Origin of the sequence: Halomonas meridiana (assembly GCF_009846525.1) — a bacterium.
GTDB lineage: Bacteria > Pseudomonadota > Gammaproteobacteria > Pseudomonadales > Halomonadaceae > Vreelandella.
On sequence record NZ_CP024621.1, the window covers coordinates 49,621 to 71,411 of the forward strand.

General features: G+C 59.8%; 18 protein-coding genes. 6 read left to right on the forward strand and 12 right to left on the reverse strand.

The window, feature by feature from the left end; genetic code table 11:
* Window positions 1-242: 242 nt before the first annotated feature.
* Window positions 243-578 carry a hypothetical protein gene (locus CTT34_RS00230; RefSeq protein WP_159340556.1) on the forward strand — a complete coding sequence of 112 codons (336 nt, stop codon included), beginning with the start codon at window positions 243-245 and terminating at the stop codon, window positions 576-578.
* A gap of 8 nt (window positions 579-586) precedes the next feature.
* Here CTT34_RS00230 and CTT34_RS00235 read toward each other — a convergent pair whose 3' ends face one another.
* The 7 genes from CTT34_RS00235 to tkt form a co-directional block, all read right to left on the reverse strand.
* The gene (locus CTT34_RS00235) at window positions 587-931 is read right to left on the reverse strand and encodes a hypothetical protein (protein WP_167520867.1); all 345 of its coding nucleotides are present in this window, start codon (window positions 929-931) and stop codon (window positions 587-589) included.
* A gap of 121 nt (window positions 932-1,052) precedes the next feature.
* A complete protein-coding gene (fba, locus tag CTT34_RS00240) occupies window positions 1,053-2,117 on the reverse strand; it encodes a class II fructose-bisphosphate aldolase (RefSeq protein ID WP_062363362.1) in 1,065 nt (354 codons plus the stop codon).
* A 64-nt stretch (window positions 2,118-2,181) separates the two neighbouring features.
* Complete coding sequence (locus CTT34_RS00245) at window positions 2,182-3,351, reverse strand: phosphoglycerate kinase (protein WP_159340557.1); 1,170 nt, start codon at window positions 3,349-3,351, stop codon at window positions 2,182-2,184.
* A gap of 59 nt (window positions 3,352-3,410) precedes the next feature.
* Window positions 3,411-4,439, reverse strand: coding sequence for a type I glyceraldehyde-3-phosphate dehydrogenase (locus CTT34_RS00250; RefSeq protein ID WP_074211222.1), 1,029 nt, complete (start codon window positions 4,437-4,439; stop codon window positions 3,411-3,413).
* A 59-nt stretch (window positions 4,440-4,498) separates the two neighbouring features.
* Window positions 4,499-5,221, reverse strand: coding sequence for an LrgB family protein (locus CTT34_RS00255; protein ID WP_159340558.1), 723 nt, complete (start codon window positions 5,219-5,221; stop codon window positions 4,499-4,501).
* The gene (locus CTT34_RS00260; RefSeq protein ID WP_159340559.1) at window positions 5,211-5,564 is read right to left on the reverse strand and encodes a CidA/LrgA family protein; all 354 of its coding nucleotides are present in this window, start codon (window positions 5,562-5,564) and stop codon (window positions 5,211-5,213) included. Before CTT34_RS00260 ends, CTT34_RS00255 begins: the two co-directional genes overlap by 11 nt.
* Before the next feature lie 36 nt (window positions 5,565-5,600).
* On the reverse strand, window positions 5,601-7,592 hold the full coding sequence (gene tkt, locus CTT34_RS00265; RefSeq protein ID WP_159340560.1) for a transketolase: 1,992 nt from the start codon (window positions 7,590-7,592) through the stop codon (window positions 5,601-5,603).
* A 246-nt stretch (window positions 7,593-7,838) separates the two neighbouring features.
* Here tkt and metK point away from each other — a divergent pair, with 246 nt between their 5' ends.
* Together metK and ligB are read left to right on the forward strand one after the other, a co-directional pair.
* A complete protein-coding gene (metK, locus tag CTT34_RS00270; protein WP_159340561.1) occupies window positions 7,839-9,059 on the forward strand; it encodes a methionine adenosyltransferase in 1,221 nt (406 codons plus the stop codon).
* A 205-nt stretch (window positions 9,060-9,264) separates the two neighbouring features.
* Window positions 9,265-10,947 (forward strand): NAD-dependent DNA ligase LigB, encoded by a 1,683-nt coding sequence (ligB, locus tag CTT34_RS00275; protein WP_159340562.1) that lies wholly within the window; start codon window positions 9,265-9,267, stop codon window positions 10,945-10,947.
* Here the strand turns inward: ligB and CTT34_RS00280 are convergent.
* Entirely contained in the window at window positions 10,944-11,879 is a 936-nt protein-coding gene (locus tag CTT34_RS00280; RefSeq protein ID WP_159340563.1) for an AEC family transporter, read from the reverse strand. The two genes, ligB and CTT34_RS00280, sit on opposite strands and share 4 nt — an antisense overlap.
* Before the next feature lie 140 nt (window positions 11,880-12,019).
* Here CTT34_RS00280 and metF point away from each other — a divergent pair, with 140 nt between their 5' ends.
* Complete coding sequence (gene metF / locus CTT34_RS00285) at window positions 12,020-12,859, forward strand: methylenetetrahydrofolate reductase [NAD(P)H] (protein WP_159340564.1); 840 nt, start codon at window positions 12,020-12,022, stop codon at window positions 12,857-12,859.
* Window positions 12,860-13,006: 147 nt separating this feature from the next.
* On the forward strand, window positions 13,007-14,218 hold the full coding sequence (locus tag CTT34_RS00290) for an ArsB/NhaD family transporter (protein ID WP_159340565.1): 1,212 nt from the start codon (window positions 13,007-13,009) through the stop codon (window positions 14,216-14,218).
* A 103-nt stretch (window positions 14,219-14,321) separates the two neighbouring features.
* Here CTT34_RS00290 and CTT34_RS00295 read toward each other — a convergent pair whose 3' ends face one another.
* From CTT34_RS00295 to prlC, 4 genes are all read right to left on the reverse strand, one after another.
* Window positions 14,322-16,526 carry a TRAP transporter permease gene (locus CTT34_RS00295; RefSeq protein ID WP_159340566.1) on the reverse strand — a complete coding sequence of 735 codons (2,205 nt, stop codon included), beginning with the start codon at window positions 16,524-16,526 and terminating at the stop codon, window positions 14,322-14,324.
* Window positions 16,527-16,625: 99 nt separating this feature from the next.
* Complete coding sequence (locus CTT34_RS00300) at window positions 16,626-17,606, reverse strand: TAXI family TRAP transporter solute-binding subunit (RefSeq protein ID WP_159340567.1); 981 nt, start codon at window positions 17,604-17,606, stop codon at window positions 16,626-16,628.
* Window positions 17,607-17,886: 280 nt separating this feature from the next.
* Window positions 17,887-18,135, reverse strand: a complete 249-nt coding sequence (locus CTT34_RS00305) for a YheV family putative zinc ribbon protein (RefSeq protein WP_159340568.1) — start codon at window positions 18,133-18,135, stop codon at window positions 17,887-17,889.
* A gap of 65 nt (window positions 18,136-18,200) precedes the next feature.
* Complete coding sequence (gene prlC, locus CTT34_RS00310; RefSeq protein ID WP_159340569.1) at window positions 18,201-20,249, reverse strand: oligopeptidase A; 2,049 nt, start codon at window positions 20,247-20,249, stop codon at window positions 18,201-18,203.
* Window positions 20,250-20,450: 201 nt separating this feature from the next.
* On the opposite strand from prlC, the gene CTT34_RS00315 reads away from it, so the two are divergent.
* On the forward strand, window positions 20,451-21,791 hold the full coding sequence (locus CTT34_RS00315) for a sodium-dependent transporter (protein ID WP_159340570.1): 1,341 nt from the start codon (window positions 20,451-20,453) through the stop codon (window positions 21,789-21,791).

Here is a 21,791-nt window from a genome sequence, read left to right on the forward strand (position 1 = left end):
CCTTGCAGCGTGACAAGCGCTACTCGCGTTAATTTAAGCCGACTAGACGACTATTGAACGAGATTTTTCTGGCTTTGTGAACACTGTTTTATAATTTTTTACAGTGAAGCTGCGCGACCATACCGCTGAGCGCTCGCTACCCTCGGTTAACTGCCCGGTTTTCAAGGCAATCTATGTGAATCATCGAGAGACCGGCTATAGTAGGTAGGCAACGCCGCGATAACCATAAAATGGAGATGTATATGCGATTCACCCCTTGGTTCCTCTCATTGGTCGTGGGTACCGCGCTGATGGCTTCTGCAGGTAGCGTGTTGGCAGAGCCTGAAGCCGATGCCGATAGCGAGCAGCACCAAGCGCTGGATGATGCGGCGCTGGAGGAGAAGTACGGCATCAAGGCCGGGGCCGTTCAGCGTGACGAGTCGACCACCGATATGGCCGCGGCTGACGAGACGGAAGAAAACACCGACAACGGTGGTGACGATAGCGACAACACCGAAGGCGGCACCGGTGGTACCGGTAGCGCCGAAGATGCCATTGAAAACGGCGAGGACGAGCAGAGTAACGACGATAACGAGTGAGTGTGCCGTTAGCGGGAGAGGCGTCGTGAGTTGGCGCTACTACGTTGATGATAAGGTTTCATCGCTTTCTGGCTGGTAATCCACCAGGGGGCGTATTGACCGCTCATCGCGCTGAAAAATGCTTTTTGCATCACGAGGCCAGCTTCCATGCTGGCCTCGATCTTTTCGGTCACCATGCGCTGGTTTTCACGCATCATGGCGGGGCTAAAAAAGGGCTGGGTTTGCCATAGCTGTTGGCGCATGGCGATCGTGGACAGCGACGAACTCCATAGTTCCATCCCCATCATGCCGACTTTCCACAAATCGAACATAGCGGTGGGCGGGGTAAACAGGGGTATTGGGGAGTGCTTCATAGTGAGAGCTGCCTGGTGAAGAAATGTGGGGTAGCGCTCTCTAGTAATAGCCTATTTGTGCTGCATTGCAACAAAAAAGGCGGCCCGAAGGCCGCCTTAGCGTTGCTAATTGCTTAGCTGCTTACTTAATTTTAGGAGCCAACTCGCCGCGCTCGTAGCGCTGGAACATCGCTTCCAGGCTGATCGGCTTGATTTTGCTTGCGTTGCCAGCAGTGCCAAAGGCTTCGTAACGGGCGATACACAGATCGCGCATAGCGGTGACGGTCTCTTTCAGGAATTTGCGCGGATCAAACTCCGACGGATTCTCCGCCATGAAGCGGCGCACGGCACCGGTGGACGCTAGGCGCAGATCGGTGTCGATGTTCACCTTGCGCACGCCGTGCTTGATGCCTTCGACGATTTCCTCAACCGGCACGCCGTAGGTTTCCGGAATTTGACCGCCGTAGCGGTTGATGACTTCCAGCCACTCCTGCGGCACGGAAGAGGAGCCGTGCATGACCAAGTGGGTGTCCGGGATGCGCGCGTGGATCTCTTTGATACGCTGAATAGAGAGCGTGTCGCCGGTCGGCGGCTTGGTGAACTTGTATGCGCCGTGGCTGGTGCCGATGGCAATCGCCAGCGCGTCGACCTGAGTCGCTTTGACGAACGCGGCGGCTTCTTCGGGATCGGTCAACAGCTGTTCCATGTCCAGCTTGCCTTCGGCACCAATGCCGTCCTCTTCACCGGCCATGCCGGTTTCCAGGCTACCTAGGCAGCCCAGCTCGCCTTCAACCGATACGCCACAGGCGTGGGCCATTTCTACTGCGCGACGAGTGACGTCAACGTTGTAGTCGTAATCCATCGGCGTCTTGCCATCTTCACCCAGCGAGCCGTCCATCATGACGGAGGAGAAACCGAGCTGGATAGAGCGCTGGCACACGGCGGGGCTGGTGCCGTGATCCTGGTGCATCACTACCGGAATATGCGGAAACTCTTCTACCGCTGCCAAAATCAGGTGGCGCAGGAAAGGGGCGCCTGCGTATTTGCGCGCGCCAGCGGAGGCCTGCACGATCACCGGAGAGTCGGTGGCATCGGCGGCTTCCATGATGGCCCGCATCTGCTCGAGGTTGTTGACGTTGAACGCGGGGATGCCGTAGCCGTATTCGGCGGCGTGGTCGAGCATCTGGCGCATGCTAATTAAAGCCATGGGGTCACCTTGTAGGTTGTCAGTGTGAACGGGTGCAGTGAGCGTGCAGTGTCAGCGTGATGGTTCAGCCGCGCTTTGCTGCGGCTTCTAATGCGGCTACCGCCGGTAGCTGTTTGCCCTCGACGTACTCTAGGAACGCGCCGCCGCCGGTAGAGATATAGGAAACACGGTCGGCAATGGCGTACTTGTCGATAGCGGCCAGGGTATCGCCACCGCCAGCAATCGAAAACGCGCTACTTTCGGCAATGGCAAGAGAGAGTACTTCGGTGCCTTTGCCAAATTGATCGATCTCAAAAACGCCCACGGGGCCGTTCCACAAAATGGTGCCGGCATCTTTGAGCAGGCTGGCCAAGTGGGCCGCGGTGTCCGGGCCAATATCCAGAATCATCTCGTTATCAGCGACCTGGTCCACCGGTTTGACTACCGCTTCTGCGGATTCAGAGAACTCCGTGGCCACAACGACGTCAGTGGGCAGCGGAATAGAGACTTTCTCCATTAGCGCTTTGGCTTGACCGATCAGGTCGGCTTCGTAGAGCGATTTGCCCACATTATAGCCTGCCGCCGCGATAAAGGTGTTGGCGATCCCGCCGCCGACGATGAGCTGGTCGCACTTATCGGAGAGGGCGGTCAATACGTCGAGCTTCGTAGAGACTTTGGAGCCGCCCACAATCGCCGCCATGGGTCGCGCCGGGGTCGCTAAGGCTTTCTCCAGTGCGTCCAGCTCCTGGGCCAGCAGCGGGCCTGCACAGGCGGTGGGCGCAAAGCGGGCCACGCCGTGGGTGGACGCTTGAGCGCGGTGGGCGGTGCCGAAGGCGTCCATCACGAAGATATCGCACAGCGCGGCGTACTGCTTGGCCAGCGGTTCGTCGTCTGTCTTCTCGCCGTTATTGAAGCGCACGTTCTCAAGCAGCACCACGTCGCCGTTGCTGAGCGTGGGCGCGGTGTCGAGGTAGTCGTTGATCAGTTTGACGGGGCTACCCAGCAGCTCGCCAAGGTGTTCGGCCACGGGAGCTAAGGAGAACTCCTCAGCAGGCTCGCCTTCTGTGGGGCGGCCCAGATGGCTCATGAGCATTACTTTGGCTCCCGCCTTGGCTGCCGCTTGAATGGTCGGCAGTGCGGCGCGCAGGCGGGCATCGCTGGAAACACGGCCGTTTTTGATCGGCACGTTCAGGTCTTCACGAATCAGCACGCGCTGCCCTTCCAGGGGCAGGTCGGTCATTTTTTGCACGTTCATGTGAGCGGTTTCCTCGTGTTCAAGCGAATGTAAGAGCGCTAGGTAGTGCTGCCCATCAATTAGCGAAACGTTGCCAAGCGCTGGCTGATATCCAGCATGCGGTTGGCAAAGCCCCACTCGTTATCAAACCAGCACAGCAGCTTGATCAAGCGTGTGCCAGCCACCCGGGTTTGGGTGGCGTCTAGAATGCCAGAGCGGGGGTCATGATTAAAATCGATCGATGCCATGGGGGCTTCGGTATAGCCTAGCACCCCTTGTAAGCGCTGCTGGCTGGCGCTGTGTAGCAGCGCGTTCACCTGGGCGGCGCTGGTATCGCGGCGTACGGTCAGCGCGGCATCCATAGCAGAGACGTTAATGGTGGGTACCCGCACGTGCAGGCACTCAAAACGCCCGGCCAGGCTCGGCATCAGGCGGCTGATACCCACTGCCAAGCCGGTATCCACCGGCACAATCGACTGCATGGCAGAGCGAGTTAAGCGCAGGTCGGTTTGATGATACGCATCGATCACCGGCTGATCGTTCATCGCTGAGTGAATCGTGGTGGTGACGCCGTGCTCCAGGCCCAATGCTTCATCCAGCACGGTGAGCAGCGGCACCAAACAGTTCGTGGTGCAGGACGCCGCAGAGAGGATGCGCTGGGTGGGGGCAAGCTCATGCTCGTTGATGCCCCACACGATGGTGGCATCCACATCGTTTTCAGCGGGCTGGGAGAACAGCAGCCGCTTGGCCCCAGCCGTTAAGTGCTGCTCGGCGGTGGCGCGATCCTTAAAGCTACCCGAGCACTCCAGCACCAAGTCGATATCCAACTCACCCCAGGGCAGCGCTTGCGGGTCGCGTTCGCACAGCACGTGGATGCGCTGGCCGTTGACGAGCAAGGCGCTACCATCGTTGTCCACCTCACCTGGGAAGCGTCCGTGGGTAGTGTCGTAACGGGTGAGATACGTGATGGTGGCGAGGTCAGATAGCTCATTAATCGCCACCACCTCAAGCTCTGGGTGTTGGCGTTCCACCAGTGCTCTCAGCACGCACTGGCCAATGCGTCCATAACCATTGATAGCAATGCGATATTTAGTGGAAGCGTTCGCCATGTTGCGATGCGGCTCTTAGAAAAAGTGGCCCGATGATAGCGTATTTCACCGGGGGTTGCTTACCCAGCCCCGATGCCCACTAGCCGCCACGCCAGCGGCAACAGCAGCGCGGTAAAAATACCGGTTAGGCTCATCCCTAGCGAGGCAAACGCCCCGGCGGTAGGGCTAATATCAAACGCCCGCACGGTGCCAATGGCGTGCCCGTTGAGCCCCAGCGCAAAACCGATGATGCGCTCATCGTTGATACGTAGCAGCCGAGCCGCCAAGCTAACAAAGGGGATGGTCAGCACGCCGGTCACTAGCAGCGAGCCCATTAACAGCGCCACGTTGCCGCCGAGCTGTTCGGTGATGCCGATGGCAATAGGCGCGGTCACCGACTTTGCCGCAATGGAGGCCAAAATGTCTGGGCTCGCGCCTAACAGCCAGGCAATGCCCAAGGCATAGCAAGCCGCCAAAGCAGCAGCAATAGGCAGGCAGGCGGCTAGCGGTCGCCAGAGTTCACGGATTCGCGGCAGTTGCTGGTAAAGCGGCATACCCAGCGCCACCGTGGCGGGGCCTAACAGCACGGTTAGCCATGTAGCGCCCTGCTGGTAGGTGGCGTAAGGCAGCCCCAGCAGCGCCAGTATTGCGGCCAAAAGGAGTGCCGCGATCAAAATAGCGGGCAGCCAGGAGGGCTTACCCAGCCGTATAAAAACTGCGCTGCCCACCAAATAAGCGGCCAGCGTTAGTCCAACGGCCAGTAAAGGCGTTGCGGTTAAGGTGGGCAGCAGGTTAGTCAGCATGGCTGCGTCCCATCAAACGCGTTAGTAACCATAGCGTGGTGAACACGCTGAGCAGCGTGCCGAATAGCAGGGCGGCCACAATGGCCAGCCATTGGCCCGCCAACTCATCCAGAATAAAGAACACACCCACCACACCCGGCATAATAAGCATAGCCAGAAGCGCAATCAGCGGTTGGGCAGCGGCAGCAAGGCTGGAGGGCACTCTGCCGATCATAGCGAGGGTGGCGCACAGCAGCAGCATGCCCACCACCCCAGAAGAGATGGGTAAACCGGAGAAGTGAATGACCACTTCTCCGATCAACCAGTAGCTAATTAGCCATAACAGACCGTTTAGCGCGGGCATCGCGATGCCCGCACTGCGTGACCCGTGAGCGGGGGATTAACCCAGCAGCTCATTGGCTTGTTTAACAATGTTCTCGACGGTAAAGCCGAAGTGCTTGAACAGCTCGCCAGCCGGGGCCGACTCACCAAAGGTGGTCATGCCAATCACGCGGCCATCGAGACCAACGTATTTGTACCAGTAGTCGGCATGGCCGGCTTCGATGGCAATACGCTTGGTGACGGCTTTGGGTAGCACGCTTTCACGGTAGTCAGCGTCTTGGCCGTTAAAACGGTAAGCGGACGGCATGGAGACTACGCGCACGGCTTTACCCTGCTGCTCCAGCTCGGCCGCGGCGTCCATCGCCAGGGAGACTTCGGAACCCGTGGCAATCAGGATCAGCTCTGGGGTGCCTTCGCTATCTTTCAGCACATAGCCACCGCGCTGGATAGACGCGAGCTGGGCCTTGGTACGCGGCTGGTGCGGCAGGTTCTGGCGCGAGAGTACCAGCGCCGTCGGGCCAGAGTGGCGCTTAATCGCGGCATCCCAGGAAGCGGCGGTCTCCACGGCGTCACAGGGGCGCCACGTGTTCAGGTTCGGCGTGGTGCGCAGGCTGGTGAGCTGCTCGATCGGCTGGTGCGTCGGGCCATCTTCACCCAGGCCAATAGAGTCGTGGGTAAACACGTAAATAGCCTGCTGACCCATCAGCGCCGCCATACGCACGGCGTTGCGCATGTACTCCATAAAGATCAGGAAGGTGGCGCCGTACGGCACGAAACCGCCGTGCAGAGCGATACCGTTCATCACCGCGCCCATGCCGAATTCACGCACCCCGTAGTGCAGGTAGTTGCCGCTGGCATCGTCAGGGGTGATCGCTTTCGCGCCCTTCCAGAAGGTCAGGTTAGACGGCGCTAGGTCAGCGCTGCCGCCGAGCAGTTCCGGCATTTGCGGGCCAATTACGTTCAGCGCTTCAAACGACGCTTTACGCGAGGCAATGCTTTCACCTTTCTCTTGGGCCTGCTGGATCAGCGCTTCAGTCGCCAGCTCCGTGGGCAGCTGCGCTTTCATGCGGCGCTTGAATTCACGCGCTTCTTCCGGGAAGGCTTCAGTGTAGCGAGCGAAGCGGCCTTCCCACTCTTGTTGGCGCGTTTTACCAGCGTCGCGGGCATCCCAGGCGGAGTAAATCGGCTCGGGGATATGGAAAGGCGCGTGCTCCCAGCCCAACTGTTTACGTGCCAGGGCCACTTCGTCGTCACCCAGCGGTGCGCCGTGAGCTTCTTCTTTGCCCTGCTTGTTGGGGGCACCAAAACCGATAATGGTTTTGCAGATGATCAGGCTAGGCTTGTCGTCATGGCTCTTCGCCAGCTCAATGGCCGCCTTGATCTCGTCAGGCTTGTGACCGTCGACGTTCGGTACCACGTGCCAGCCGTAGGACTCAAAGCGCTTGGCGGTGTCGTCGGTGAACCAGCCTTCGACTTCGCCATCGATAGAGATGCCGTTGTCGTCGTAAAGGGCTATCAGTTTGCCCAACTGCTGAGTGCCCGCCAGGGACGCCGCTTCGTGGGAGATACCCTCCATCAAGCAGCCATCGCCCAAGAAACACCAGGTGTGGTGGTCAACGATGGTATGGCCGGGGCGGTTGAACTGCGCGGCCAGGGTTTTCTCGGCAATCGCGAAACCCACTGCGTTGGCAAAGCCTTGGCCCAGCGGGCCGGTAGTGGTTTCGATGCCGGGGGCGTAGCCAAACTCTGGGTGGCCAGCGGTGGGCGAGTGCAGCTGGCGGAAGTTTTGCAGCTGTTCCAGGCTCAGCTCATAGCCGCTTAGGTGTAAAAGCGAGTAGAGCAGCATGGAGCCGTGACCATTCGACAGCACGAACCGATCACGATCGGCCCACTTGGGGTCTTCGGGGTTGTGCTTGAGGTAGTCATTCCACAGCACCTCGGCAATATCAGCCATACCCATGGGGGCGCCAGGGTGGCCGGATTTGGCCTTCTGAACAGCATCCATGGAAAGGGCGCGAATGGCATTGGCCAGCTCAAAACGGGACGGCATGGGGGTGCTCCTCGCCTGAAAACGGAAAGAATAAAGGCGCTATTGTCGCTGACTTCCCCGGCGGCGGCAAATTCTCAGGGGCACGTTGTGGGAAGAACTTGCAACAGCGTGTAGACTCTGGCTCCCGAAGTGGTGGTGAAAGTGATGGTGCCGCTTCTTTATACGGGCAGGGGACTTCCTGCCATGATTTCCTGCTGATGCTGCGGTCATAACAGAGCAGCCGTCATACAGAGGGTCGAGTGCGCGATGAGCGAATATTCCCTGTTTACCTCCGAGTCCGTTTCCGAAGGCCATCCCGATAAGATTGCCGACCAGATTTCAGACGCGGTGTTAGATGCCATTATCGCCCGGGATAAACAGGCCCGCGTTGCCTGTGAAACGATGGTGAAGACGGGCGTTGCCATTATTGCCGGTGAGATCACCACCTCCGCGTGGGTGGATCTAGAGACGCTGGTGCGTGATGTGATTACCGATATCGGCTACACCTCTTCTCAGGTGGGCTTCGACGGTGCCACGTGCGGCGTCATCAACCTGATTGGCAAGCAGAGTGTCGATATTGCTCAGGGCGTTGATCGTACCAAGCCGGAAGACCAAGGCGCGGGCGACCAGGGCCTGATGTTTGGCTACGCCACGAACGAAACCGATTCGTTCATGCCAGCGCCGATCCACTACTCGCACCGTTTGGTCGAGCGTCAGGCGGAGTTGCGTAAAAACGGCCTGCTGCCGTGGCTGCGTCCGGATGCCAAGAGCCAGGTCACTTTCCGCTATAACGCTGAAGGCCAACCGTGTGGCGTGGATGCGATTGTCCTGTCGACTCAGCACGACCCGGAAATCGATCAAGAAGACCTGCGCAAAATGATTAAGCGTGAAGTCATTGAGCAGGTGATTCCCGCTGAGTGGTTGGATGCCAATACCCAGTACCACATCAACCCGACCGGCAAGTTCGTGATTGGCGGCCCGGTGGGCGACTGTGGCCTGACCGGTCGTAAGATCATCGTCGATACCTACGGCGGCATGGCGCGCCACGGTGGCGGCGCGTTCTCGGGCAAAGATCCGTCGAAAGTAGACCGCAGCGCCGCGTACGCTGGCCGCTATGTGGCGAAAAACGTCGTAGCAGCGGGCTTGGCGGACAAGTGCGAGATTCAGGTCTCCTACGCCATTGGCGTGGCCGAGCCTACCTCGGTGTCTATCGACACCTTCGGTACTGGCAAAATCGACGACGCGAAAATCGTTGGGCTGGTGCGCGAGCACTTCGATTTGCGCCCCTACGCAATCACCAAGATGCTCGACCTGCTGCATCCGATGTATCGCCTCACGTCTGCGTATGGCCACTTTGGCCGCGAGCCGTTTGAGCACAGCTACAGCTGGGTAGACGACAAAGGCGAAACGCATACCGAGACGTTTACAGCCTTCCCGTGGGAAAAAACTGACAAAGCAGACGCGCTGCGTCAGGCCGCTGGCCTATAAGCTTCCCGCAAGCGCAATGAGCGTCATGGGTTAGCGAAAAGCGCCCCTTGGTTCACGCCAGGGGGCGCTTTTTTTATGGGTCGAACACGGTTCCGAGAGCGGCTTGCTGCGCATTGCATCTCTGTCAGTTTCCTATAAGTTAACTTTAATAAGGACTGAAAAATTTCCCGTTCACCACGTGAGGATGCGTATGTCGGGTTGGCGAATGACAGGAATAGCGAGCCTAGCGGCAGCCTGGTTAATGAGTGTCACTTTTTCCGCACAGGCAGACATGTGCCCCGACTGGCCTGCCGAGCGGCTGGCGCTGGAAACCCAGGCGCTAGCTGAACATATCGAAGTGTGGGACCGCGCTTACCATGATAATGGCGAATCGCTGATTGCTGATGAGCTGTACGATCAAGCGCTGGCACGGTTGGAAAACTGGCAAGCTTGCTTGGATTCCCCGACTCCCCATCAGCCGCTTACCCGAGTGACCAGCAGCGACGGTACCCGCACGCATCCGGCCGCTCAAACCGGGCTCACTAAAGCCGATGAGGACGGTATTCGACGCTTTACCAGCCGCCGCGAAGACCTATGGATTCAACCCAAGGTGGATGGCGTGGCGGTGACGCTGCGTTATCAGAATGGGGAGCTCGTCGAGGCTGTTAGCCGTGGAGACGGTGAGCGGGGGCAGGATTGGACGGTGCGTGTTCAGCAGCTGCCCGGTGTGCCCGTAACGCTTCCTGAGCCCGTCTCTGCGGTGCTGCAGGGCGAGCTTTACTGGCGGCTGGATAATCACGTGCAGGCACGCCAGCCAGATTCGGGTGCCCGAGGTGCCGTGGCCGGTGCCATGGCGCAGCGCAACCCGAGCCAAGAGACGCTGAATCGCATCGGCTTATTCGTATGGGACTGGCCGGATGGCCCGACGCAGATGACCGAGCGGCTAGCGCAACTGACGGCGCTAGGGTTCGATACGGCCGATTACACCCACTCGATCAGCGGCCAGGAGGCGGCCGCTGAGTGGCGCGAGCGGTGGTTCAACGGCCCGCTGCCGTTTGCCACCGACGGCGTGGTATTAAAACAGGCTGAGCGCCCTGGCGTGCGCCGCTGGTCGTCATCGCCCCCTGAGTGGGCGGTGGCCTGGAAGTATCCGTCTCAGCAGGCGCTTGCTCAGGTGCGCGGGGTCGAGTTTCGGGTGGGGCGCACCGGGCGCGTAACGCCGCTGCTATGGCTCTACCCGGTAACTCTGGAAGGGCGGCGCATCAGCCGCGTGTCGCTGGGTTCATTGGAGCGCTGGCAGGCGTGGGACGTGCGCCCAGGTGACCAAGTGGCGGTGACGTTGGCGGGCTTGACGATTCCTCAGGTAGACAGCGTGGTGTGGCAAACCCGTGAAAGAGCCGCCCTAAGCGCCCCGCCGCCCGAGCGCTACCATCTGTTGAGCTGCTTTACGCTAAGTTCAGACCTAACATCAGGATGCAACGCCCAACTGCTGGCCCGCTTAACCTATCTCAGCGAGCAGCTGGGCATGCGGGGGATTGGCGAAGGCACGTGGCAGGCGCTGATGGAGGCCGGTGTGGTGACGGAGCTGCTTGGCTGGTTGGAGCTGACGCCGGAGCAGCTACAGCAAGCCCACGGTATTGGCGCGACCACCGCCACAGCGCTGATGGCGCAATTCAATGCGGCGCGCCAAGCGCCCTATGCGACATGGCTGACGGCGCTGGGAATGCCCCCCGGTGGCGACGCTGGGCTGGGTGATTGGTACACCCTCGCGGGTTACTCTCGATCCGACTGGCAAGCCACCCCAGGCGTTGGCCCGGTACGCGGCGAAGCGCTCGTTGCCTTCTTCAGCCATCCAGACGTGCAGCGCATGGCCCGCCAACTGCAGCAGGCGGGCGTCGATGGGTTTTAACCGAGCCCGGTGAGCCGCAGCATCAGCCCCAGATAGAGCGGGATCAACAGCGGTGCCAGCAGTGTGGTGGTAAGTACCGCTAAAGCACCTTTCTGCGGCTGAATGCCCAACTCCATAGCTACAACGACGACGTTCGAGGCCATTGGCACCACGCCCAATAGCAGCAGCGCCATCGCCAGCTCTGGTGCCAGCGGCGTGAACTGCTGGAGCACCAGCACCGCCCCCAGCATCACCAGCGGCCAGAGCAAATAGCGCAGGCCCACGCAGGTCGCCACAAAGCGCGTATCCCACGCGGCGAGGGTGACCTGGCTTAACGTCATGCCAATGATCATCATGCCCAGCAGGGTATAGGTGGCGGGAAAGACCGCTAATGAACTCATCAGTGATTCCGGCAGCGTGGCGTTGAGCGCGTTTAGTAGCAGCGCTAAGAGAAACGCATAGACCAGCGGCAGACGAATAATTTTGGCCAAGCTCTGGCGTACCGAGAAGTGGCCCCGGGCGCTCAAATAAAACCCCACCGTGAACTCGTATAAATTGATGCCCAGCATGCAGAAGAGATACAGCGTCACCCCTTCCGGCGGTAGCAGAATCAGCGCGACGGGCAGCCCAAAGTAGCCGGTATTACCGGTGCCAGAAGAGAACGCCAGCAGCGCGCCTTCCTGCGGGCCAAAGCGGTGTTGGGTAACCCAGCGCACGGCCAGTGCCATGGCGCTGACCAACAGAAACATCGCCAGGGTGAGCACCAAATACTCTAAGGTGGGGCCGCCGTTCATCAGCGCGCGAAAAATTGTCAGCGGCGCAATTAGGTACACCAGCAGCGTGGCGATCGGGCGCGGGTCTATTTTCAACCGTTGGGCGGCAATAAAGCCGAGCCCCACATACCCTAACAGCATGAGCAGCGGGCCCATTAACGCGCTGGGTGCTAAGTCCATATCTCCTCCTTGATAGACGCGGTGGTGCCAACATGAGCCGAATTGAAGGTCGACCGTGGAATCTTTCATTAGCCGCTGCGCGGCGAAGCAGCGAGAATACCCTAAATAATGATCACGTTACCGCACTGCGAGGATAAACCATGAGCAGCCAAGAGCATCCGTTAGGTATTAGCTTTGAATTCTTTCCGCCCAACACCGATGCCGGTCGGGAGAAGCTAATTCACGTGCGTGATGAGCTGGCCGCTCGTAACCCGCGTTTCTTCTCGGTCACCTACGGCGCGGGTGGCTCCACCCAGGCGCGCACTCGGGATATCGTGCGCACCGTTAGCCAAAGTGGCATCACCACGGCGCCGCACCTCTCCTGCATCGGCAGCGAAAAGGCCCAGCTCCGTGATCTGCTGGCGCAGTACCGCGAAGAGGGCGTCGATAGCCTAGTGGCCCTGCGCGGTGACATGCCCTCCGGGATGGCCAGTATTGGCGAGCTACGCTACGCCAATGAATTGGTCGAGTTCATTCGTAATGAGACAGGCGACCACTTCGACATCGCGGTCGCGGCGTATCCGGAATCTCATCCACAGGCCCCCAGCCTCGATAAGGATGTGGAAAACTTTGCCCGCAAGATGAATGCGGGGGCCAATATGGCGATTACCCAGTACTTCTTTACCGCCGATGCCTACTTCCACTTCGTTGATAAAGCGCGTGCGCTGGGCGTCGAGCAGCCGATCATTCCCGGCATCATGCCGATCACCAACTACACCAAGCTGGCGCGGTTTTCCGATGCCTGCGGCGCGGAAATTCCCCGCTGGATTCGCAAGCAGTTAGAAGCCTACGGCGATGACAGCGACGCCATTGCCGCCTTTGGTACCGATGTAGTGACTCGTCTGTGCGAGCGGCTACTGGACGGAGGCGCGCCGGGCCTGCACTTCTACACGCTGAACCAGGCAGCCCCGGTTTTGAAGGTGGTGGATAACCTGAGCTAACGCTTTTGCCTGCTGATCATACCGGCCTGCATCCTTGATGCAGGCCGGTTTTTTATGGGTCTCTAACAGGTTTTTAGCGCTTTGTGGCGCTCAGTAAGCGCCGTATGATGCCTGCTCTTTTTGCGCTTTGAGAAGGAGCACCACACGATGTGGTTGATCACTGCCATGTTCGCATTCACCTACCTGGGCATGGCAGTGGGCCGCTTGCCTGGCCTGCAGGTCGACCGCTCTTGGATGGCCCTCGCGGCGGCGTGTGTCTTGCTGGTGACCGGCACCGTTCAGCTGGAGGAGATTGCCAGCCATATCGACATCGGCGCGCTGGTGCTGCTGATGGCGCTCATGCTGGTCTCGGCCCAGTTTGGCTTTTCAGGGGTGTATCACCAGCTGTCAGAGTGGATGGCCCGGCATGCGGAACAGCCTAACAAACTGCTGCTCGGCGTAGTGCTGTTGGGCGGCGTGCTATCGGCGCTGTTGGTCAATGACATTGTCGCCTTTGCGCTGACGCCGCTGCTGTGCCAGACGCTGCTGGCGCGAGGGTTAGACCCTCGGCCGTTCTTGTTGGCCCTGGCGATGTCCTGCAACGCAGGCTCGGCGGCGAGCCTAATCGGCAACCCGCAAAATATTCTGATTGGTCAGGCGGGCGACTTAGCGTTTTGGGATTACACCCTGCAAGCCGCCGTTCCTGCGCTGGTCGCGCTGATGACAACCTACAGCGTCATCTGGCTCGCTTGGCGGCGGCGCTGGTGGCTCAGTGGCCCCGCTTCGGTGCCATTGGCAACGGCGCCTGTGGCAGAAAGCCTTCGCTATAAGCCACTGTTGGCTGCTGTTGCCTTGTTGGTGCTGTTCTCGACACCGCTCCCCCGCGAATGGTCGGCGCTGGCCGTGGCGCTGGTGTTGATGATGTCGCGCCGCGTGGCCAGCCACCGCTACACACACGCCGTCGACTGGAATCTGCTTCTGCTGTTTGTGGGCCTATTTATCGTCACGGGGAGTGTGGCATCGCTGCCAGAGGCTAGCGCGGTCGTGAATCGTCTGGTCGGTGAAGGCGGGCTGCCCAGCGATGCGTGGAGTATCGCGGGTATGTCGCTGGTGGCCAGTAACGTGATTGGCAATGTCCCTTTTGTGGTGCTGCTGTTGGGGTTATTCCCTGCACTGTCAGAGTCCACCCTCGTCATGCTGGCGGTCATGTCGACTCTGGCCGGGAACCTACTGTTGATCGGCAGCGTGGTAAACCTGATTGTGGCAGAAGGCGCGAAGCGTCAAGGGGTCCACCTTGGGTTTATAGAGTTCGCTAAAGTGGGTGTGCCGGTCACCCTGCTATCGATGCTGGCCGCAGCGCTCTGGTTCACGCTGGGCTGAGCGCCATCCGCTAGGCGAATAAAAAAGCCGGAACCTTTCGGTTCCGGCTGTTGCGTGGGTGGTACGCGGTTTTGCGTAGCGTGGCTCTGGTAAACGTAACGGTTTAGGTAGCGTTTGCCGTTGCCTTGCCTTTGCCTCCGTGCTGCTTGCGCTGCATGAGGAAGAGCACGGCACCAATCGCCAAGCCTGCCACGTCGGTATAGATACCGCCGTAAATCAGGAATAGCGCGCCCACTAACATCACCAAGCGTTGCACCACATTCACCGGCCCGAAGAACCACTTCTGCACCATACCGGAGAGCAGCACGATGCCCAGTGTGGCGGTGAGGCCAACGCGTAGGATCTGCATCGCCGAGCCTTCCATCAGCATGGCTGGGCTGTAGAAGAACATGAACGGCACGATAAACGCCGCCAAGCCGATCTTGAACGACGCCACCGAGGTGCCCATGGGGTTGTCCCCAGAGATACCGGCGGCCGCGTAGGAGGCCAGCGCCACCGGCGGCGTAATGGCCGAGACCACGGCGAAGTAGAACACGAAGAAGTGGGCAATCAGCGGCTCGATGCCGATGTTGATCAACCCTGGTGCGACCACCGATGCGGCCACTGCGTAGGCCGCTGTGGTCGGCATCCCCATGCCCAGCAGAATGCTGATCAGCATGGCGAAGAACAGCGCCAGCAGTTGGCTAACGCCCGCCAAGCCCAGCAGCAGCGAAGAGAAGCGCGCGCCAACACCGGTCAGCGAGATCACGCCCACGATCAACCCCGCGCAGGCACACACGGCAATGATCTGAATGGACATGGTACCGGCAAGCTGCAGCGCTCTTAGAATGGCGCGCAGGCCCATCTTGTTGGGTGAAATCCAGCTGACGACGGCCGCAGAGGCAGTGGCCAGCGTACCCGCACGAATCACCGAGTAGCCCATGAACAGCGCCACGATCAAAATGATGATCGGTGCGAACAGGTAGACCTGCTTCACTAGCTTGGAGAACAGCGGAATCTCGTCTTTGCGCATGCCGCGCATGCCTTTACGGGCGGCTTCGAAATCTACCATGAAGTAGATCGATGCAAAGTAGAGAATGGCCGGAATGACGGCGGCAATGGCGATTTCGGTATAGGGGATACCGGTCACTTCCGCCATGATGAACGCGCCCGCCCCCATGATAGGCGGCATGATCTGACCACCGGTCGAGGCGGCCGCTTCGATCGCCCCTGCACTACGAGCGGGGTAACCTACTTTCTTCATCAGCGGGATGGTCAGGGAGCCGGTGGAGACCACGTTACCAGCCGACGTACCGTTGATCATCCCCATCAAGCCAGAGGCAAAGATGGCGACTTTCGCCGGGCCACCCCGGGCGCGGCCTGCCGCGGCAAAGGCGAAGTTGACGAAGTAGTCGCCCACTTTGGAGGCCTGCAGGAACGCGGCAAAAATGATGAACAGAATGATATAGGTGGACGAGACCGCCGTGGTCGGGCCGAGAATGCCCGCATCGGTATAGACCTGACTAAAGAAGCGCTGGACCGACAGGCCAGGATAGCCCAGGAAGCCGGGTAAATAGGGGCCTGCGAAGACATAGGTCAGGAACACGGCCGAAATAACGACCAGCGCCAACCCTGCCACCCGGCGAGTCAGTTCGAGAATCAGCAGCGAGCCTGCGATGGCTGCCCAAGAGATGCCGGGCGGCGCAAACGAGGTGCCGGTGGACATCCGCATGGTGGTGTTGAAGGCCATCAGTAGGTAGCCCGCGCTGGCCAGTGCGCACACCATGAGCACGAGATCAGCGGCGTTGAAACGGTGGCGCGCCTGGCGGTAGAACCAGGAGAGCACGATGGCGACCGCCGTGGTGGCCATCAGTGGGTAGCCAAAGTGCAGCGTTTCTATGGCCGGGTCGATACGCATGGCCCCGCCGTTGATGGTCTGCTGCATCAAAACCACTTGGACCAGCGAGTACACCGCAGGGATCAACAGCGCATAGCTCACCCATTTCAGCCAAGCAGGGGAGGCTTGCTGGTCATCTTCAGCAAAGCGGGCACCGGCAAACAGCCCGTAACCCAAAATCAACGCACCGGCGATGTGAACGATACGGAACGACCAGGTTTCCATGGGGTACACGTTGAGTGAAAACAGGTGGAAACCTGAGTAGGCAATCGCCAGTGCTGCAAATAGCAGGAACTGCCAGCCAACGAATAGGCGGCGGTTGGGCTCAACAACTTCTTCATCGACGCCATCGGCAATCGAGTCGGGCGTTGATGAAGCCGCTAGGGCGTCATCCTTGAGGCCGTTGGGGTCTTGGTCGGTATTGTGACTCATCAGAGGTCACCCTCACAGCAAAAGCAGAGAAAGGGGCAGTAGCGAACGCTGCCCCGCCCGACAGGATCGGCAGCGGGGCAGCGCGATGGTGCGTCGTACTTACTTGATCATGTCGTCAGAGATGTCGTAACCGTTCTCTTCGTACCAGCGTGCTGCACCCGGGTGGAAGGGCAGGACGGTGTTATGAACGATGTTCTCCGGAATGCTGGTTTCAGCACTGCGGTGTACGTCGCGCATCCGGTCGTTGTTTTCCATGGTCGCTTTGGTGACTTCGTAGATGAAGTCTTCCGGCAGGTCGCAACCGGCAATGGCGAAGTTCCACATGGAAACGGCACGAGCGTCCTCTTCCAGCGTGGTGTAGGTGCTGGCGGGGATCGTGAACTCAGCAACCGGATAGTTATCCAGCACGGTGGCCAGCTCTTCTTCGGTAAATTCGATGATGTTCACGTCGGTTTGTACTTCCAGCTGGCTAACCGCCGGAATCGGGATGCCCGCTGCGAAGGCGACAACGTCGAGCAGACCGTCCTGAAGCTGGCCGCCCAGATCCGACCAGCCGCCGTTACGACGCTCGAAGTTCACGCCCAGGGTCTCCAGCATGGCCGGGAAGTAGGTGTCAGACGTCGAGGCGGCCGGGCCGAAACCGATGCGCGCACCATCAGGAATGTCTGAGATGGAGGTAATGCCGGAGCTAGAGAGCGCCGCGATGGAGAACGGTGTCTCGTACATCGGGAACAGCGCGCACACGTTGTCCATCACCAGGCCGGGGGCCAGCGGGCTTTCGCCTTTCATGGCATCGGATGCCGGGCCCATGGTGGTCAGGCCGAAGGCCATATCGCCACTGTGCACCAGCGCCAGGTTTTGGGTCGGGCCGCCGGTGACTTCGCCGCCGCCAGAAACGTCTAGCTCTTCGGCAATGAAGTTTGCCCAGCCAGAACCGTAAACGAAGTAGGTGCCGCCCTGGCTGGCAGTTCCTACGGTGAAGTTGGTCGGCCACTCGGAGCGATCCGCTTGGGCAGTGCCAGCGGCGAGAAGTGCGCTACCTGCGAGCAGGGCAATCGTTTTGGGCATCGTATTGCGCATGGCGAGATTTCCTAAGCTGTTATTGGGATTATCGTCTGGCGTGTGCGGGACACCGCCAGTGCTTCATCATTAAGCAGCTTATACAGAGCGATACTCGTGCCATGTATGCATTTTTATTTTTAAATCAATAAATTGAAAAATCGGTCTTCAACTTTGGTTGAAACACAAAAGGCGCGGAGTGTCTGGCTTTTCGCACGGATCAGGCAGGCAGGTGTGCGGAATTCCGCACACTTGGCAGGCGGGGTGTTCGCCGCACCCTGCGACGGGGCGGCGAGGGGCGTTATTTCTTTTTGCCAGGATCTAGAATACGCACGGGCTGGATGTCCTGAACTTTCTGCTCGTCGCGAACCTGGTTCACTCGGGTGGTGAGCTCCGGGGCCGCTTCGTCTTCGATGGGCAGCTGCTCGAAAAAATCGCAGCTGACGCACTCCCGGTAGCGAATACCGTTCTGCTCCCAGGCGCGGATGCGATCCATGGCGGCGCAGCGTGGGCAGGTCACGCCCGCGATAAATCGTTTAACACTCGACATACCTTTACTCCCAAGGTGTGACGGCCATGCCGCCACACCGTATCGAAACAAACGGTCGGGGCGGCTTAGGCCGCGCGAATACCGCTATGGCGCAGCAGCGGCTCGACGCTGGGTTCACGGCCTCGGAAGGCGCGGAATAGCTCGGCGGCATCCCGCGCGCCGCCTTGCTCCAGAATCTCTTCACGGAAGCGCTGACCAGTGGTGGGATCAAAGATACCCGCCTCCTCAAAAGCGCTCCAGGCGTCGGCGGAGAGCACTTCTGCCCACTTGTAGCTGTAGTAGCCGGCAGCGTAACCGCCCGCAAAAATGTGGCTGAAGCTATTTTGGAAGCGGTTGAAGTCGACCACGGGCACGACGGAGGTTTGGCGACGCACGTCGTCGAGCAGCGCTTGAACATCGCTGGCCGAAGGCGCTTCCAGCTCGTGGTGAAGGCGCAGGTCGAACAGTGAAAACTCGATCTGACGCACCATGCCCATGGCGGACTGGAAGTTTTTCGCCGCTTGCAGCCGCTCGAACAGAACGTCCGGCAGCGGTTCGCCGGTGTCCACATGTTTGGCCAGCAGGTCGAGGCCTTCCCGCTCCCAGCAGTAGTTTTCCATGAACTGGCTGGGCAGCTCGACGGCATCCCAGGCGACGCCGTTGATGCCCGAGACGTCTGCCACCTCTTGCTTGGTCAGCATATGGTGCAGGCCGTGGCCAAACTCGTGGAACAGCGTGGTCACTTCGTCATGGGTGAGGAGTGCAGGCTTGCCGCCCACCGGCGCGGTGAAGTTGCAGGTCAAGAAGGCCACGGGGAGCTGCACGCCGTTTTCGGTTTTGCGGCGTACCCGGCAGTCGGCCATCCACGCACCGCCCCGTTTACCTTCGCGGGCGTAGAGATCCAGGTAGAACCCGGCAATCGGCGTGCCCTGTTCGGTAATACGGAAGAAGCGCACGTCGTCATGGTAGCTCGGAGCGCTGCTGTCTTCTGTTACTTGAACGCCATAAAGGCGCTCGACGACTTGGAACAAACCATCGACGACCCGCGGCGCGGGGAAGTAGGGGCGCAGCTGCTCTTGGGAAATAGCGTAGCGTGCTTCGCGCAGTTTCTCGCTGACGTAGGCGACATCCCAGGGTTTGAGTGTCTCGATACCTAGCTCGTCACGGGCGTAGGCGCTGAGTTCGGCGAACTCCTCCTGCGCTTGCGGTTTGGCGCGGCGGGCGAGGTCTTCCAGGAAGTCCAGCACCTGCGCGGGGGAGTCTGCCATTTTGGTGGTCAGCGAGTAGTCGGCGTAGGTGTCGAAGCCCAGCAGTCCCGCCAGTTCCTGACGCAGGGTCAGTATTTCTTCCAAAATGGGGGCGTTGTCGAATTTGCCTGCGTTGGGACCCTGGTCGGAGGCGCGGGTCACGAAAGCGGTATATACCTCCTCGCGCAGCTCGCGGCTGTCGGCGTAACTGACGATGGGGAAGAAGCTGGGGAAATCCAGCGTAATGCGATAACCCTCCACGCCTTTGGCGTCTGCCAGCGCTTTAAGGGTCTCCAGGGCGCTCTCCGGAACGCCCGCCAGCGCCTCGCGATCCTGAATGTCTTTGTGCCACGCCTGAGTGGCGTCCAGCACGTTGTTAGAGAACTGGTTAGAAAGCGTGGAGAGGCGGGACTGAATCTCGCCGTAACGGGCTTTCTTATCTGCCGGTAGGTCGACCCCGGCCAAACGGAAATCCCGCAGGGCGTTATCCACCGTACGCTGTTGAGCAGCCGTGAGCGTTGGCCAACTCTCGCTCTCCTTTAGCGCCTGCCAGCCTTTGAACAGCCCTTCGTGCTGACCGACCCAAGTGCCAAATGCAGAGAGTTTTTCCAGGCAGGCTTGGTAAGCATCGCGCAGCTCGGGGGTGTTCATGGTGCCGTTGAGGTGCGACACCGGCGACCAAGCTTGGGAAAGACGGTCATTCACTGCTTCCAGCGGGGCGGCAAAGTTCTCCCACGTTGGGGGGGTGGTAGCGGACTGCTGGGCTAGGCGATCAATCGCCTCGCGGCTCTCATCGAGCAGCGTGTCCACGGCAGGCACCACGTGGTCGGCACGAATGTCGGCGAAAGGGGGAAGCTCGTGGCTCTCTAGCAACGGGTTGCGGGACATAAGCACCTCGGTAGCAATCAAGTTAGGGGCGCACAAAAACGTGCGCTGATGATGACACAGTGCGGGCAGTGAGGCGTTGTTTCAATGCTTGACCCGCTGCAAGCGTTTGGCCTGGGGGCAGGCGCCTGCTAGTCTTGCCGCCTTTCCATATCCGTAATCTGCAAGTGTCACCAACAATGCCACCCATGGCAGGAGCAAGTAATGAGTGAAACGCTAGAGCGCTGGGGGTCGAAACGGGCCTTTATCTTGGCGGTAACAGGTGCTGCGGTTGGGCTGGGTAATATTTGGCGCTTTCCCTATGTGGCGGGGGAGAACGGCGGTGCTGCTTTCCTGTTGATTTACGTAGCGTTCGTGCTGCTGTTAGGTATTCCCGTGATGATGGCGGAAATCCTGATTGGGCGTGCAGGGCGGCGTGGGCCGATGCAGGCGCTCGGCGTGCTGGCGTCAGAAGCCGGGGCTTCCCGCCATTGGCGCTGGTTGGGGCTGTTTGGCGCGTTCACCGTGTTCTGTATTTTGTCGTTTTACTCGGTGGTCTCCGGCTGGTCGATTGAGTTTTTAGTGGCCTCGGTGAACGGCAATTTTGACGGTGCCAGCGCTGCCGAGATCGGCGCGGGGTTCGACGCGTTTCTGGCGAACCCTGGGCTGCTGATCTTCAACCACTCGCTGTTCCTCTTCATGACCATGACGGTGGTGGCAGCCGGGGTGGCCAAAGGGCTCGAGCGGCTCAACAACCTGCTGATGCCGCTGCTTTACGGGTTGCTGCTGCTATTAGCTATTTATGCCACTACTACGTCGGGCTTTGGTACCGCGCTGTCGTGGCTCTTTCTGCCCTCCTTCGAGGACGTGACGCCTACTGTCGTGTTACATGCCATGGGCCATGCCTTCTTTACGCTGGCAGTCGGTGCCTGTGCGCTGATGGCGTACGGGGCTTACATGCCCGATGAGCAGAGCCTGCCAAAGGCGGCCTTTGCCGTGGCGGTGCTGGACATTAGCGTGGCGCTGCTGGCAGGCATTGCGATTTTCTCGGTGGTGTTTGCCCAGGGCATGGACCCCGCCGATGGACCAGGACTCATGTTCGTGACGCTGCCCATCGCTTTTTCCGAGCTGCCCTGGGGCTCACTCTGGCTCAGCGTATTTTTCCTGCTGCTGCTGCTGGCCACCTGGACCTCGGCGATTAACCTTGCCGAGCCGATGGTGGCCACGCTGCAGGGGCTGGGCTGGCGGCGCAGTCTTTCGACCGCCGTGGTGGCGATCAGCGTCTGGCTTCTGGGCCTGCTATCGGCGTTCTCGTTCTCGACGCTGGCCGAGTTTAGGCCGCTGTTTGGGCGTAACGTGTTCGAACTGGTGAGCAGTATTCCGCCCGATATTTTCCTGCCCTTGGGTGGTTTGCTGATTGCTACCTTTGCCGCTTGGGTGATGCCGCAAGCGCTGGTCGTGAAAGCGCTGGGCGTGGGCGATGGTGGCTATGTCATGTGGCGTAATATCGTTCGCTGGGTCTCGATTCCATTGACGTTTATTGTTCTACTCGGCGGGTTGCTATAG